This is a genomic window from Candidatus Nitrospira nitrificans (genome assembly GCF_001458775.1).
GTDB lineage: Bacteria > Nitrospirota > Nitrospiria > Nitrospirales > Nitrospiraceae > Nitrospira_D > Nitrospira_D nitrificans.
Genome location: NZ_CZPZ01000035.1, coordinates 1 through 14,017 on the forward strand (window position 1 = coordinate 1; position 14,017 = coordinate 14,017).

Annotated in this window: 14 protein-coding genes and 1 pseudogene; 6 read left to right on the plus strand and 9 right to left on the minus strand. The window is 52.9% G+C overall.

All coding sequences use genetic code 11. The annotated features are described in order from the left end of the window. Positions 1-182: BACON domain-containing protein (locus tag COMA2_RS18005; RefSeq protein ID WP_139077482.1), on the minus strand; the 182-nt coding region annotated here is incomplete at its 3' end. A gap of 1,014 nt (positions 183-1,196) precedes the next feature. Between COMA2_RS18005 and COMA2_RS21465 the strand changes: the two are divergent. Both COMA2_RS21465 and COMA2_RS18010 read left to right on the plus strand, forming a co-directional pair. After that, positions 1,197-1,403 (plus strand): annotated as a pseudogene (locus tag COMA2_RS21465) (IS3 family transposase); the annotation flags it as partial. A 112-nt stretch (positions 1,404-1,515) separates the two neighbouring features. Continuing rightward, positions 1,516-2,811 (plus strand): nucleotide sugar dehydrogenase, encoded by a 1,296-nt coding sequence (locus COMA2_RS18010; RefSeq protein ID WP_090901731.1) that lies wholly within the window; start codon positions 1,516-1,518, stop codon positions 2,809-2,811. Positions 2,812-3,003: 192 nt separating this feature from the next. On the opposite strand, the gene COMA2_RS18015 is transcribed toward COMA2_RS18010, so the two are convergent. The 4 genes from COMA2_RS18015 to COMA2_RS20830 all read right to left on the minus strand — a co-directional run bounded on the left by COMA2_RS18015 (position 3,004) and on the right by COMA2_RS20830 (position 5,965). Further along, complete coding sequence (locus COMA2_RS18015; RefSeq protein ID WP_090901734.1) at positions 3,004-3,540, minus strand: CBS domain-containing protein; 537 nt, start codon at positions 3,538-3,540, stop codon at positions 3,004-3,006. Positions 3,541-3,941: 401 nt separating this feature from the next. Next, a complete protein-coding gene (locus COMA2_RS18020) occupies positions 3,942-4,310 on the minus strand; it encodes a hypothetical protein (protein WP_090901737.1) in 369 nt (122 codons plus the stop codon). A 343-nt stretch (positions 4,311-4,653) separates the two neighbouring features. Continuing rightward, positions 4,654-5,298: a DUF2238 domain-containing protein gene (locus tag COMA2_RS18025; RefSeq protein ID WP_245631109.1), complete on the minus strand. Its 645-nt coding sequence runs from the start codon at positions 5,296-5,298 to the stop codon at positions 4,654-4,656. Between the two features lie 19 nt (positions 5,299-5,317). Then, positions 5,318-5,965, minus strand: a complete 648-nt coding sequence (locus COMA2_RS20830) for a DUF2238 domain-containing protein (RefSeq protein WP_090901743.1) — start codon at positions 5,963-5,965, stop codon at positions 5,318-5,320. 452 nt (positions 5,966-6,417) lie between these two features. Between COMA2_RS20830 and COMA2_RS18035 the strand changes: the two genes are divergently transcribed. After that, the gene (locus tag COMA2_RS18035; protein WP_090901746.1) at positions 6,418-6,663 is read left to right on the plus strand and encodes a hypothetical protein; all 246 of its coding nucleotides are present in this window, start codon (positions 6,418-6,420) and stop codon (positions 6,661-6,663) included. A 480-nt stretch (positions 6,664-7,143) separates the two neighbouring features. Next, entirely contained in the window at positions 7,144-7,806 is a 663-nt protein-coding gene (locus tag COMA2_RS18045) for a response regulator (RefSeq protein ID WP_090901752.1), read from the plus strand. A gap of 23 nt (positions 7,807-7,829) precedes the next feature. Here COMA2_RS18045 and COMA2_RS18050 read toward each other — a convergent pair whose 3' ends face one another. Next, positions 7,830-8,471 carry a response regulator gene (locus tag COMA2_RS18050; RefSeq protein WP_090901755.1) on the minus strand — a complete coding sequence of 214 codons (642 nt, stop codon included), beginning with the start codon at positions 8,469-8,471 and terminating at the stop codon, positions 7,830-7,832. 607 nt (positions 8,472-9,078) lie between these two features. Here COMA2_RS18050 and COMA2_RS18055 point away from each other — a divergent pair. Both COMA2_RS18055 and COMA2_RS18060 read left to right on the plus strand, forming a co-directional pair. Then, positions 9,079-9,693, plus strand: a complete 615-nt coding sequence (locus tag COMA2_RS18055; protein ID WP_090901758.1) for an outer membrane protein — start codon at positions 9,079-9,081, stop codon at positions 9,691-9,693. Between the two features lie 82 nt (positions 9,694-9,775). Then, positions 9,776-9,943, plus strand: coding sequence for a DUF1328 domain-containing protein (locus COMA2_RS18060; RefSeq protein ID WP_090901763.1), 168 nt, complete (start codon positions 9,776-9,778; stop codon positions 9,941-9,943). 85 nt (positions 9,944-10,028) lie between these two features. Here COMA2_RS18060 and COMA2_RS18065 read toward each other — a convergent pair whose 3' ends face one another. From COMA2_RS18065 to COMA2_RS18075, 3 genes are read right to left on the minus strand one after another with little or no spacing between them, the layout of a single operon-like run. Continuing rightward, on the minus strand, positions 10,029-11,687 hold the full coding sequence (locus COMA2_RS18065; RefSeq protein ID WP_090901766.1) for a response regulator: 1,659 nt from the start codon (positions 11,685-11,687) through the stop codon (positions 10,029-10,031). A 45-nt stretch (positions 11,688-11,732) separates the two neighbouring features. Continuing rightward, complete coding sequence (locus COMA2_RS18070; protein WP_090901769.1) at positions 11,733-12,182, minus strand: response regulator; 450 nt, start codon at positions 12,180-12,182, stop codon at positions 11,733-11,735. Then, positions 12,133-14,007: a sensor histidine kinase gene (locus tag COMA2_RS18075; RefSeq protein WP_090901779.1), complete on the minus strand. Its 1,875-nt coding sequence runs from the start codon at positions 14,005-14,007 to the stop codon at positions 12,133-12,135. The genes COMA2_RS18070 and COMA2_RS18075 overlap by 50 nt, the downstream gene beginning before the upstream one ends. Between the last annotated feature and the right edge of the window lie 10 nt (positions 14,008-14,017).

Consider the following 14,017-nt stretch of genomic DNA (forward strand, 5'->3'; position numbering starts at 1 on the left):
ACGTTGGCGGCAATGGGGCCGTTGCCGATGCCGGCCCAGGGGCTGAGAGTCAGCCAGGGCGCACTGCTACTGGCCGCCCAATCGCCGTTCGAAGTGATCATCACATTCTGGCTCGCGGGATTCGCTCCGCCCTGCACTCCCGAGAACGTCACCGCGGCTGGGCTGACGGTAAGAGTTGGCATTGTCGGGCTGCTGTCTCCTTGCTGAACGCTTGGAGAACTCACTTTGATAACGGGCGTTTCTAGCCGAACGATGCCCCCTGATTGCGCGGGAGAAATAGTCGTGCTGGGGCTTGAAAATTGGGAAGGCATAACTCCTGACTGAGAATCGCCAGATCCGAACGATGTACTGGGTGAAGTCGACGGTGAAGACTGTAGTGATACATTATTGCTCATTTCGGTTTGCTTTTGAGGTGACGTAGTCTTCCCAATAAGACGATGTGGTGGAGTGGCTTCTCTCGTCAGCTCGCTCTTTTGTGCGCTTCCCCTCCGGTCGATCCGGCTAAAGTCTTGAGATTTCTCAGGAGAATTGTTCTGCTGAGCTGTAACCCTCTCCAAGCCGGTCGCCGCTAGTGCGGACTGTATCAATGGAACCATCGACTCACAAACGAACACAAGCGTGCTCATACCGACAGAGAAGAACAACAATCGCTGAATCTTCTGGCGCATTGTCGGAGTCCTCCATGAACGGGCATTACAACTTCTAGGCTCGTGCAGGCCATGAGCAAGTTAGGTGCCCTTTGCAAGTCGGAAAACAGTTTTACCCGGTGTATGTTCAAATGAAGAGATTCTTGTGGCTTTTGCTGAAAATCACCGCCCAAAGAGAGAGTTTCGAAGAAGGAGTCCTGGATGCGTGGAGAGGGTTCCGTATTTCCATGATGTACACATAAAGTGATTATTTATGTTTATACTCATAAACTTCGAAGGAGCCTATAATTGTGTTTACTTAGCAGACACGTGTACCCGGAGATCTCTTTGATATTATTGAGGCTGCTTGGGGACTTTCTTCTCCTGTCCTCTGAGAAGAGCGTCTGAAACAACAGTTACTGCCCTCTATTTCACAGACACCAAAGGAGCTTCATGAAATCGGAGGCAGCCTGACCAACAATACAAACGGCGATACACGGAAGAAATTAAAGCAAAAGCAGATCGATTCCTGAACGAGTCGGCACGGCCTGTTGCATGGCGCCCATCACGCATGGCATCACGGTCAGCATGAGCCGCAAGGGGAGCTGTTGAGACAATGCCAGTGTCGAAAGTTTTTTCGGGACACGCAAGCGCGAGTTCGTCTCCCATCGGCGTTACGTGACTCGTGACGAGGTGTTCTATGATCGACAGCGCCGTCAATCGATTCTCGACTATGACTCCTCGGCTGAGCGCGAAGTAAATGCGGCTGTGGCTTAGATATCTACGCGTCTACGAAATTGAGGAAGGTCAGCCTTTCCTTGACGGCCAAGGCGTCTTCTGCCATTGTTAGTCCCATTTGTACCATTTCGTCAGTCACCAGGGGGGCGGTATGAACAAGCAAGAATCGCGATCGATTGCTGTTGTAGGATTGGGCTACGTGGGCCTTCCAATTGCCGTGGCATTTGGGAAAATTGACCCCGTGATTGGTTTTGACATCAATAAAAGGAAAATTGAAGAATTACAAAAAGGAATCGATCGCACAGGAGAAGTATCACAAAATGATCTGGCTGCCACTCAAATAAGATATACATCCGAACCGTCTGACCTCAAAACAGCCAAGTTCATTATTGTTGCCGTTCCGACTCCCATTAATGAGGCATTGCAGCCGGATCTTACCGCCTTACAAAAATCCTCGGAGCTGATCGGGCAGAACCTCTCTCCAGGTACTATTGTGGTGTATGAGTCGACGGTTTACCCGGGTGCGACTGAGGAGGTTTGCCTGCCGATCCTGGAAAGAACGTCCGGAATGAAAGCGGGTGTAGAGTTCAAGGTAGGGTACTCGCCGGAACGAATAAATCCTGGAGATAAGGAACATACGCTTGAAAAGATTATCAAGGTCGTATCGGCACAGGACGCTGAATCTCTGGACATCATTGCGGACACATATGCGTTAGTTGTAAAAGCGGGGGTTCATCGAGCATCAAGCATCAAGGTGGCGGAGGCCGCCAAGGTCATCGAAAATACTCAACGAGACCTGAATATCGCATTGATGAACGAGCTCGCTTTGATTTTTCATCGCCTGGGAATCGATACTAAATCCGTCCTTGAAGCCGCAGGGACGAAGTGGAACTTCCTCAAGTTCTCTCCTGGTCTTGTCGGCGGCCATTGCATCGGAGTGGATCCTTATTATTTGACATCAAAAGCGGAATCTGTGGGCTATCATCCACAAGTGATTCTTTCTGGTCGTCGCATCAACAACGGCATGGGAAAGTTTGTGGCAGAACATACCATGAAGCTACTCAGCCACATGTCTCGCCCTGTGAACGAACTCAGGGTAGGAGTGCTCGGCTTGACGTTTAAGGAAAACGTGCCTGATCTTCGCAACAGCAAAGTGCCCGACATCATCTCCGAGCTTCGTGAATATGGAATCAAGGTATTCGTGTATGATCCGATTGCCGAGAGTGAGGAAGCCGTGGCAGAGTACGGCATTCACCTCGTCGGCTGGGAACAAATGAACGATCTTGATGGATTAGTCGTTGCCGTCGCGCATAAGAGGTTTTCCGATATGGGTATCGGAGATCTCCTCAAGCCTCTTCGCGATCAGAAACAAGCTGTCGTGATCGACGTCAAGGGCATCCTTGATCCAAGTCATATTCCTGCGTCGATAAAATATTGGCGGCTGTGAGGATGGGCTTGATTGTCACGTGGCCGGGCAAACTCATTTTTTTCTGACCCGTCATGTTCCAGATGATACCAAATAACGCCCACCCCTTTGACTGTCTCAGAGCCTGTTCATAATCTTTTGAGGACTTGGGGGACACGTCTTCTTTTTGGGAAGACGGCGTAACCCAATTCACTACCGGTTTTCGGCGAAGATCTATCCGTTCAGCATCGGAGATCGGTCCTTCGAACAGATTCGTCGCATCTTCGTTAGCCACTTGGCTGCGGCTTCCGGCGTCATGGCTCCCATTGCATCCATCAACGAGAGCGCTCCTACCGCATTGCCTTTTGCGTCCACTACCGGAATATGGCGAGCATGATGTTCCAGCATTGCCCTGACGGCATCCACAAGAAGAGCATCCTCATGACATCTGACCGCTTCGCGTTTTTTGATGATCTCATGAAAAGTAGCGAAAGCAGAATGCTCATCGGACTCTACCATGTTGAGCGCTATATCGTACTGAGTTACTGCTAAAACCGGCTCGTTTTTTAGGCAGATGATTAGTATGGATAGTTGTCTATCTTTTATTGTCCGGACTGCCTCTTTGAGACAAAGCGAAGCATCGCTGATTATGACGTCTCTCGTCATGATGTCCTTCACATAGCGATCTTCACCTTGAAGTACTCCATAGGCCTCATCATGGGTCGACTCCAAATAGATTCCAGAAGGACGTCGGGGAACTATTGTGATCATCGTATGCTAATAGCTGTCGAATTCACGCAAAATCTTAATCCAACTGTTTATGCGACCTTGGATTTTTAACTATACCCACGTGAGCGCTGACGACCGTAACACCACAGAGTCTGGGACTCGCCCTACCAGCGCGGCACCAGCGAACAGCCGACTGCGCGGCACTTGCCCACGTGCGCAAACATCTGTGCTGCACCCAGCACGCGTTGAACGCCACTGCCAATCCAATAGGCTGAACACACGCCCACGACAATGTCTCGACCTTGTGACGCCGCTGGAAGTCTTCACCGCGGCATCATGATTCACCCGTTGCATCTGGAACTTGACATACCTACATATTCAACCTGCACCACATCGGCTCGCTTCTAAAATACAAAGCGCTATGCCCAAGCCATGCAGCCCCGTTAGTGAGAGATGGGTTGGTCGGTCAAAAACGAAATGGCATGACCTTGACCGTCAACCTTTGCCTCAATATTGTCTCCGGGTTTTGCTTTCATGGACGACTTCGTATTCGTCGTGCGGTCAACGTGCATGCGCACTACTTTCCCGTCCTCATGTTGCTTGACGAAATAATTGTCTCCATCAACGCGCACCACCTCTCCCTTAACAGTTTTTCCAGGCTTCGAATCTCCGATCGAATCGCTGATCAGCATAGCTGAGGGAGCGATATTAAGCTGGTCGGAAGACCACGCCACAGTGGCCGGCGAGAACCCTGCCCACAACAGAAATCCGCATGAAAGATAACCGAATACTTTTTGAGATGATGTCATCATAAGTCTCTCCTGTGATGAATGAGTGTAAAGAAACAGAATGGTCTCTTCTGCCTCTGCTTCCTATCTTGGAGTATCCACAGCGTGCCTTGACCTAGGAATTGCCCTGGTTCAAAAAACGACTAAAAACCCAAGCGATCGTCGATTTGATCGGAACTTAGGCTCAGGCTCATTCTTTGAGGGAGAAGTGGCGGTTGCGGCACTGCAAATTTCCGAGAAGAAAATGTGCGCAGCGGACTGTAGCGCGTGGCGATGCGGCGTCTATCCTTGATACGGCCGAACATGATCTCGATTTTACGGCGCTGCTTATAGAACCGACGAATAAGGACGGAACAGAAGAAATCTGTCAGGAATGTTCTTGTAGACAAAGACTTTCTTTCTTGTCGATGCCGGGAAGCCAGTGATACCTCTCTCCAAGGCTCACGGCGACGATCGTGATAAGAGCCCCTGCCAGGGCAGAGCCCATATCCTTTTGCGCGTCCCACTCGTCACCCTGTGTGCCGAGATATGCACTCCCTAGTTCCGGGTTGACGATGTGAGCGACGACTGCTTCAATCAACTCAAAGAATCCGCTTTGTGCCACCACTCCACTGACGGAAAGATAATAAGACCACAAGCCTCGGACACCCGCTAGTCGTACCAGGAGTTCATGTAGGGGGTAGACCAAGAGCAGTCCATAAGAAAAATGGATCAGGCGATCGAACGGATTCCTTGTCAGATCGAACGTGCGTTGCAGCCAATGGCCGAACGGCACTTCCGCATAGGTGTAATGGGAACCGACGGCATGCAGCGTCAAAAAGCCGGTGAGGAGAACGTAAGAAGGAGTGGTAAATTCAAACCACCGATGGGACACCAGGAGCGCTATCACCGCTGCCAACGCCAGGAGATTCTCTAACAACCAATCCTGACGATCGTACGGAGAAATGGCCAATAGAGCCCAAAGAATCGTGTACCAAGCTCCCAGTCCTTGCAGCACTCTTGTCTTTGACACGGGATCCTCATGGAGAAGCTCAACGAGAAGAATCAGCGAGCCTGTCGACACCGGACCGTCGAGGCCAGGTTCGAATGCGACGCATGAGCAACAAAAGCGCCACACAAAACAAAGCCCCGTAAAGCGCGGCCGCCATGTCTCTCTGCGCATCCCACATATCGCCCTGCGAACCAAGATAGGTCATGCCTAACTCCGGATGGACGGCTTGCGCCACCCACGCTTCAATCATTTCCCACAATCCACTCAGGCCGAGGACCGTGATGACAGGGAGATAGTAGAGAAGCCACCCGCGCACTCCCGTCGAAAGACGCAACAGTTCCTCGAGAGGGTACGTCAATAAAAAACCGAAGCAAAAGTGTACGATTCGATCGTAATGATTCCGACTCACTGGCAAGACATATTCTATCCACCCACCTGCCGGCACTCGAGCGTAGGTATAGTGGACTCCAATGGCATGCATCGTTAAAAACACGGCGATTAAGATGTAAGAGGTGTGAGAGAGAGGAATCGCTCGATGCGTCACAATGAGGACGAATACAAAGACTGTCGGCAAAATACTCGCCAGCAACCAGAAATCCCGGTCGGCCGGTGCATAAGCCGTCCATAGAGACAGAACAACATACCAGCTGAATAGCGCGATCGGGACACCCATTTTCTGAAGATTCATCAGTTCTCACCGATCCGGTTCCGCAGTGAGTAGAGTACTTACTGTACCGGTCCAACGTCTGGCGTGCAACTCGGCGGGAATCCTCGTGAACCATGCCCCTGAAGTGGAAACTATCGGGAAACTCGACTGCGGCGAACGCCGTCATCTTTCCAATTTAAACGATCTGTGCAATGTGCCGAACCGGAGCCTAAAAGGTTTCCCCTCAATACGAATATCACTGAGGAGGGCCGACATCGGTTCACAAAAAGAGGGTGTACTGTAAGGCATTGAATAATGTCCATCTACTAGGAAGGTTCCTAGGCATTGACGGCTGAGAACTAGGTATGTCCCTAGGACGATTCGGCTTGGAACGTGACAATGATACAAACGATCACATGGATACAAACGGTCACATGCATGGCAGAAGATGATATAGAGTGGCAATCATGCCATTACGAACGAAGGAGCCGGCAATGGATAATTTAGCCTCATTTTTGGCTGGGGCACTTGTTGGATGTGGAGCCGTCTTGCTTCTGTCGCCTCAAAACAATGTTCCGATCCCCTTGGCCCTTGAGGAGTTGAAATCACAAGCCCAGGAGGGGTTCAACAAGCTCGAAGACAAGGGCTCGGCAGGATGGGGCATCGACGTAGGTCTAACGCAAGAGCACACCGTACGCGATGTAGAAATGAGTCGCGATGGTTCGCGCAGCGCTCTGTGAGTACGAAAGAGCGAACACGCACACACACTGCTCGACGTTGCGTGCTATGCCTAGAACAACCCGTTGCAAGCACCTATCCGGTCACTGGGTTGGGCAATCTCTTTCCCTGCCTCGTGTCTTGTCTTCATGATCTCTCGTTCTGTTCCATATCTTGGGACTCACTTTCACGAGCTTCGCTGAAAGTGGAGTCCATCCATGTTCCCGTTCGTGATCTTCGGCGTACTCTTCCCTGCGTTCCATCAGCTTTCTTTGGCATTCTGGTTGATCGTCTCTTGCCGCGTTGCCGCGGTTGCTTGTCCTGTTGCCCTTATGAGGCATGGTCGCTCCTTTCCAAGAAAGTTTTCATACGCTGTGAAAGAACTCTATCGAGAAATGCCACACAGCAGCGCTAGGGAATCCCCTCAATCAGCAGCCGATCGGACTTGTATCGTTGAAGCAGGAGGCGTTAGACTAATTTTTGCCGAAAGGAGCGACTCACCAATGGAGGCTAAATCAAAAATCTTGCTCGCGGACGACCATGTGTTAGTGGCGGAAGGTCTTCAAAAGCTCCTCGAAGCTGATTTCGAACTGACGGGAATCGCCGCAGATGGGCGCTCATTGCTGAAAGCCGTACAGGACAATCCCCCGGACGTGGCTGTAGTCGATATTTCTCTACCGCTTCTCAACGGATTAGATGCTTCGCGGCAGATCCTCAAACTCAATCCAGCCGTCAAGATTATTATTCTGACCATGCATTCTGAGTCGACCTTCGTGACAGAAGCGTTTCGTATCGGCGTGGCGGGCTATGTCTTGAAACAATCAGTCGGGTCCGAATTGGTATTGGCCATTCATGAAGTGCTCAAAGGCAATACGTATGTGTCTCCTGTTGTGGCTCAAGGTCTCGTCGAGCAAGCCGTTCATCCTTCGACGCCCGGTGTGTCTCACGAAGCGGTCGGTTTTGCGCAAGACCTCAGCTTACGCCAACGGGAAGTACTGCAACTGGTCGCGGAAGGCAAATCCATGAAAGAAGTGGCGGCCGTGCTGAATGTATCCATCAAAACCGTTGAATTTCACAAGACACGCATCATGCGGCAACTCGGTTTGCGAACCACCGCGGAATTGACGAAATACGCGATCACGAACGGATTGATCTCGATCCACTAACTGCGGGTTTTGGCGATGATCGATCAGAGCGAGGTCATCCCTTCCGCCAGCGCAAAGCGGATGAGATCGGAGGTGGTTCTAATACCCAGTTTATGGGTGATGTTGGCCTTGTGGAATTCCACTGTTTTCGTCGAAATGTTGAGATCCTCCGCAATGTGCTTCGTAGAACGACCATTGGCAAGCATGATCAAGATCTGCCGTTGACGTCCGGTCAAATTGCTCGAATATCCTTCCGGTCGTGACCATTCACATTCAATGGCGTCACGAACCTCCGGGTCAATTCCACTCGATAAAAAACGTCGATTGGCAAGCACGCTTTGAACGGCGGCATACAGTTCATCGGACGCTGATTGTTTGAGCACATAGCCCGAGGCGCCGGAACGAAACCCTTGGCTCACGGCGATCGCCTCCGCCAGCATGGTAAGAAACACGATTTTCACGCTTGGAAGCTTCAGATGAAGTTGCCGCGCCGCTTCGAAACCGCTCATCCCCGGCATGTTGACATCCAGTAAGACCACTTCAGGGCGAAGTTCCTTTGCCGCCGCCAACAATTCTTGCCCCGTTCCGACCGTCCCGACAACGCTGAACATCGGCTCTAACAATTGCCGGATGCTCTCGACAACGAGGGGATGGTCATCTGCAATGAGAATACGCGCACTATGCATTGGACACCCATATCCATCAACGGCACTCTTCGTGCTTCCTATTCAATACTTGTCGGTGTGAAACCGCAAGAGCTCTGAGGTCGATGTGACCCACTGGATTACTATGCATGATGGATAGGTTCTCTTGCTCGCAATACTAGGCAGAGCCCTAGCTATCATCATGAGGAGCGATGTTCTCCGCCTGAGTCCAGTCTATAGTCTGCTCCACCAAGAATATGGGGTTCCCTACTTGTTCGGATGCATCGTCCGCACGACTCCTTTCCTTTCCCCACATCAGTCAAAAGCGCGGTGCTTCCGAACACCAGCCGAAGGTTTCTCATTTCGGCTGCCCTTCACAACGCGAACCAGGTCAAGTCAGATCTTGCGGGTCTTAAATTTATGGAAGCGGCACTCGCGTTCCAATTCCCATTATCAGCAACTAAACATCATTCCTCCCGCAGCAGCATCCGTCAGGGCTAGGGAACAAGCTAGTCGTTCCGCACGATGCGGTGGGTTAAAAGAAAACATACAGCGAAGAGGCGGACAGCGGTTTGTGACGCGGGAACGATCCAAGCCGAAATGAAGCGAGAATAAAATATTAGACAGAGCTTCAACGAAGGAGCCGTCGATGCATTCAACCATGCCCGTTGGCGCAGGCCTCATATTTCGCTTTGCACTGCTGCTTGCACTCAGTGGTCTGCTGTATTGTCCTCAGCAAGCCGATGCAGCTGACACCAATTGGGCAGGGATACCACAGGTCGAGATTCCTTTCTTTTCAGTCGGTGGAAGAGCGACCTATTTCGACCCAAAAGAGGGAGAAGAGCGTTGGTTCGGAGGCGCACAGGTTCGAGTCCATCCGTCTCATTATGTTGCCGTCGAGGGATCGGCAGACTATCGACGCGAAGAGTTCGCAGGCGGCACCAAAACCCATACCTATCCCGTGCAGGGATCCCTGTTGATTTATCCAATCGGCACCACCAGATTGGCGCCTTTCATTTTGGGTGGCGGCGGATGGTACTTTACCTCGGTCGACGGTCCGGGCGGATTTTCCGACACTCAACACCGTTTCGGCGGCCACGTGGGTGGCGGAGTGCAGCTCTTTCTCACCGACCATATCTCCCTCGACAGCACCTATCGACACATCTGGCTCGAACGAGTTGAGTCGAAAGGCGCCGGCTTGGATGATAAGAAATTCGACGACAACGGACACATGGTGACCATAGGGCTGAACGTGCATTTTTAGATGCAGGGCTCTCGTAGAGCTCGAACATAAGGTGTTGTGGAGTCGGCCGCGCGTGTACATACATTAAAGGGAGGGTTCACAAATGTTAAGCTGGGCAGTCACATTCTTTGTCATCGCGATTATCGCCGGCGTATTGGGTCTTTCCGGTGTGGCAGGGACCGCCACCAATATCGCGTACATACTTTTCGTCATATTCTTGATCGTGGCCGTCGTGAGTTTTGCGACTGGTCGACGTCCCCCTGTGACCTAGTCAGACTATTATGATGAGCAGGCGTGGCGGTCTTCCTTGCCCGCCTGTTCATCATCTCTCCGCGACCGAGGGCATTAGATATCCTTCAGACATCTTTCGTCTTCACGCGCATGGCTTGCTCAATGGCTGAATAGAGTTCTTCCGTCACGGACCCTTTGGAGACGAATGCGACGGCACCCGCCCTGATGATGGCTTCTATCAGGTGTGGATTTTCGTGGACCGAGAGTCCGATCACGCTTACCTCGGGACACTGCTTGGTGATCTCAGTGGTTGCCGCAATCCCATCCAAGACCGGAAGATTCACATCCATGATCACGATGTCCGGCCGGAGTTGTTTCGCCAACGACACCGCCTCTAGGCCGTCCGACGCTTCCCCAATGACCGTAATGCTTTCGAGATTGTTGAGCATGCTCTTGATCCCTTTTCGGACCATGATATGGTCATCGACAAGCATGACCCGGACTCTTGGCGCATCGGCATCTTGGCGATTGGTTTCTGATTGACCCGACGCTTCCTCCTCGTTCTGTCCTCCATCCCCCGGCTCCAAGCGGTCAGATGGAGCCGTGGTCCTCAAACCTGGAATTTCACCGACTCCGTTGGATGTCACACGGGCATGGGAAGCAAGGACCGATGGTTTGTCGTCACTGCTCGGCCAATACGGCAGAATCATCGAGATTCGGGTTCCACGGCCGGGTGAAGATTCCATTTCGATTCGCCCACCCATGGCCTGCATCCGTTCGCTCACGCTGAAAAGACCGAATCGAGTCGAGCCGGAGTCACGCGCGGCCGGCTCCGCGGCATCGAAGCCGACGCCGGAATCTTCCACGGCCATTCGAAGCTCGCCGGTCGGCATGGTGTCCAATACCACGAGCGCCGCGTTTGTTTGGGCATGTTTGATCACATTGAACAACAACTCCCGCACCGATTGAAACAGGAGCACGGCCTGGTCCTCCGGCAGGTTAATACGGTCGATCTCCGCCCGAACCGTCACGGAGAGCCCGTGGCTTCGCATATGTTCTCTGAGCCATTTGAGGGCCTCCAGGAGACCGAAGTCTTGGAGGCTCGGTGGTGCAAGATCAGCGATCAGCGTCCGTGTATAGGTCAATGAATCATCAAGAATCTGATCCAACTCCTCCAAGCGCTTCACCGTCGTCGGTTCTCCGACTTGGTTGTGAGCTTGTCGCAATTTCATGCGACCCACAACCAAGAGTTGCGCGAGATAGTCATGCAGATCATGAGCGAGCTTTCTCCGCTCTCGTTGTTCGGTCAGCGTCAGATCGCTCGCCAACGCGCGGAGTCGCTCCTGAGACTGAAGCAGCTCGGTCGTTTTCGCTTGCAGGGCGCGGTGCGCCGCTCGATTATCGTCCCGCAGTCTCTTTTGCTCCAGGGCTTGCGCCACCGCGGCGCCCAAACGGTCCGGCCTATCCTTCATGAGATAATCCGCGGCGCCGTGACGAAGCAGGGAGACGGCCTGTTCCTCGCCGATGGACCCGGAGACAATGATCAAGGGAAGATCCACGTCACGCAGATGCAGATGACGCAACGCCTCCATCGCGCTGAAGCCCGGCATGGCATTGTCGGAAAGGATGATATCAGGCGGGCATTGAAGCTGTTCAAGGTACGCGTCTTCGGAGTCCACCCGCCGGCAATCGGGATCATACCCGGCTCGCCGGAGCTCACGCACCATCAGTTCAGCGTCATGCTCATCATCTTCGAGCAACAACACGCGCAGCGGCGTACCCACAATCACCTCCACCCTGACGGAACGCGTCTCGGACGCTTGTCCGTATTACCCCAGGCCCTGGTTCAAGACCAACCAATACAAATTCAGCTGCCGAATGGCCTCGACAAACTGATGAAAATCCACCGGTTTGACGATATAACTATTCACGCCCAACTGATAACTGTTCACCACATCCTGCTCTTCGCGCGACGATGTCAGAATGACGACCGGAATCGACTTGGTGCGAGGGTCCGCCTTGCATCGGCGCAACACTTCCAGCCCGTCGACTTTCGGCAACTTGAGATCGAGGAGGATGAGTTTTGTCTGGCGACACAGATCTCGCTTTTCATACGTGCCGGTGCTGAAGAGACAGTCCAGCGCCTCGGCGCCGTCTCGAACGACATGGATATGATTCGCCAAATGATACTGCTCGAAGACCCGGAGGGTCAGCTCAACATCATCCGGATTATCTTCCGCCAACAGCACTGAGATGTATTCCGGCCCCGTCGTGTTCATAGACTCTCTCGAGCATCATGGAAAAGGTTGCGCCGCCGTCGACACGCCCTTCCGCCCATGCCCGGCCGCCGTGGCGCTTCGCGATACGTTGGACGATCGCCAGCCCCACCCCGGTCCCTTCGAATTCTTCGGCGCGGTGCAGCCGCTGGAACACCGCGAACAATTTATGGACATATCGTTGGTCGAATCCGACCCCATTGTCGCGAATCCAATAGACGACTTCTTTGGAAGGCCGATCCTCTCCGCTCCAACCGATCTCGATTCGCGCGCGTGCGCGGGGACGGGTATATTTCAATGCATTGGACAGCAGATTGACCCACGCCTGTTTGAGCAGACGACGGTCGGCGCGACAGCGCGGCAGGTCATCGTTCACGATGAACTCGACCGTCCGCCCTTCGTGATCCTGCCGGAGCTCGAGCCAGGCTTCTTTGATGATATCCGTGGGATCGATGGAACGCAGTTCCATGGGAGAACGCGACAAGCGCGAGAAGGTCAACAGATCATCGATCAATTCTCCCATCCGATGAGCTCCCTTGTGAATGATGCCCAAGCATCGGCGAGCCTCATCATTCAACGCGGGACCGTGATCTTCGATGAGAATCTTGACAAAGCCGTTGATGGATCGCAGGGGTGCCCGAAGGTCATGAGAAACAGTGTAACTGAACGCCTCAAGTTCTTCGTTGGCCTCAAGCAGCGCCTGCTCGGCCCGTTTGCGCTCGGTGATATCCCGCATGGTTTCACACACCCCTAACAAGCGCCCTTTCAGTAGCACCGGAGAGAGGGTGATGGAAACATCCACCGGGCTCCCATCTTTCCGGAGACGCTGCGTTTCGATATGCTGGGGGATATGCTTTCGCAGCACGGTTTCAATCAGGGCCGTCGATTCCTTGAGCCGCACATCGGGCACAAACAGCCATTTGGGTTGCCCGACGGCCTGAGCCTCCGTCCACCCCAACAATTTCTCCGCCCCCTTGTTCCATGTGAGAATGCGCGAGTCCGGCGAGAACGAAATCACGGCATCATCCGTGGACTGCACGATCGCAGCCAGATGGGCCAGTTGCCGTTCCGCTTGCTTGATGAACGTAATATCACGCGTAAAACATCGTGAATGATTAAAGCGGCCCTTATTCCATGAGACATTGGCGACAATCGACACGTCGCGAGTGGTTCCGTCCTTGCACAAGAGTTTCGCTTCATAGTTGTACAGGGTGTGACCGGCGGACAACGCATTCAAAATATGTTCTACCACCAGAGGGTCGGCATGGAATTCGCGAATGGAGTGGCCCACATACTCCTCTCGGCTGTAACCGAGCAACTCCAACTCCGCTTGATTGGCCCAGAGAATCGTTCCATCGGAGCTTTCCCCGTGCAGGCCGATAGCGGCGCCCTCTACAAAATCCCGCAATTCAGCCTCGCTTCGGTGCAGTATTTCTCGCTGTTCCATCAATTGTCGCAACGACCAGGTCGTCATTCCCACGGCCAGTATGCCGATCAGTCGATTGGTGAATCCGATGGTTCGATCGATCCCGAGAGGCGAGACCCAGAATCCCAACAACATCATTCCCGCGCATATGCCGCCTATCATAAATATGAAGGAAGAAGGATGACGGACCGACATGCCGCTGGCGATCCATAAAGGAAAGAGATAGAGCATCCAGACGACGAATCCCAGCGGGGTCACACTGTCGAGAAAAAATATTCCACCGATACTGAGGACCAATACACCCCAGGTCCAGCGAGGGCCCGGGGTGAAGGCCCATAAAGGAGTGCGCCAGCGATGGAGGGACTGTGTCATATTCTCGAACAACTGTGGTCTCGATAGCATGGTCCGATGC

Coding starts and splice junctions, on each gene's coding strand:
- COMA2_RS18055 (WP_090901758.1), top strand. CDS start 9,079: ATGCATTCAACCATGCCCGTTGGCGCAGGCCTCATATTTCGCTTTGCA.
- COMA2_RS18015 (WP_090901734.1), bottom strand. CDS start 3,540: ATGATCACAATAGTTCCCCGACGTCCTTCTGGAATCTATTTGGAGTCG.
- COMA2_RS18060 (WP_090901763.1), top strand. CDS start 9,776: ATGTTAAGCTGGGCAGTCACATTCTTTGTCATCGCGATTATCGCCGGC.
- COMA2_RS18020 (WP_090901737.1), bottom strand. CDS start 4,310: ATGATGACATCATCTCAAAAAGTATTCGGTTATCTTTCATGCGGATTT.
- COMA2_RS18010 (WP_090901731.1), top strand. CDS start 1,516: ATGAACAAGCAAGAATCGCGATCGATTGCTGTTGTAGGATTGGGCTAC.
- COMA2_RS20830 (WP_090901743.1), bottom strand. CDS start 5,965: ATGAATCTTCAGAAAATGGGTGTCCCGATCGCGCTATTCAGCTGGTAT.
- COMA2_RS18070 (WP_090901769.1), bottom strand. CDS start 12,182: ATGAACACGACGGGGCCGGAATACATCTCAGTGCTGTTGGCGGAAGAT.
- COMA2_RS18050 (WP_090901755.1), bottom strand. CDS start 8,471: ATGCATAGTGCGCGTATTCTCATTGCAGATGACCATCCCCTCGTTGTC.
- COMA2_RS18035 (WP_090901746.1), top strand. CDS start 6,418: ATGGATAATTTAGCCTCATTTTTGGCTGGGGCACTTGTTGGATGTGGA.
- COMA2_RS18045 (WP_090901752.1), top strand. CDS start 7,144: ATGGAGGCTAAATCAAAAATCTTGCTCGCGGACGACCATGTGTTAGTG.
- COMA2_RS18075 (WP_090901779.1), bottom strand. CDS start 14,007: ATGCTATCGAGACCACAGTTGTTCGAGAATATGACACAGTCCCTCCAT.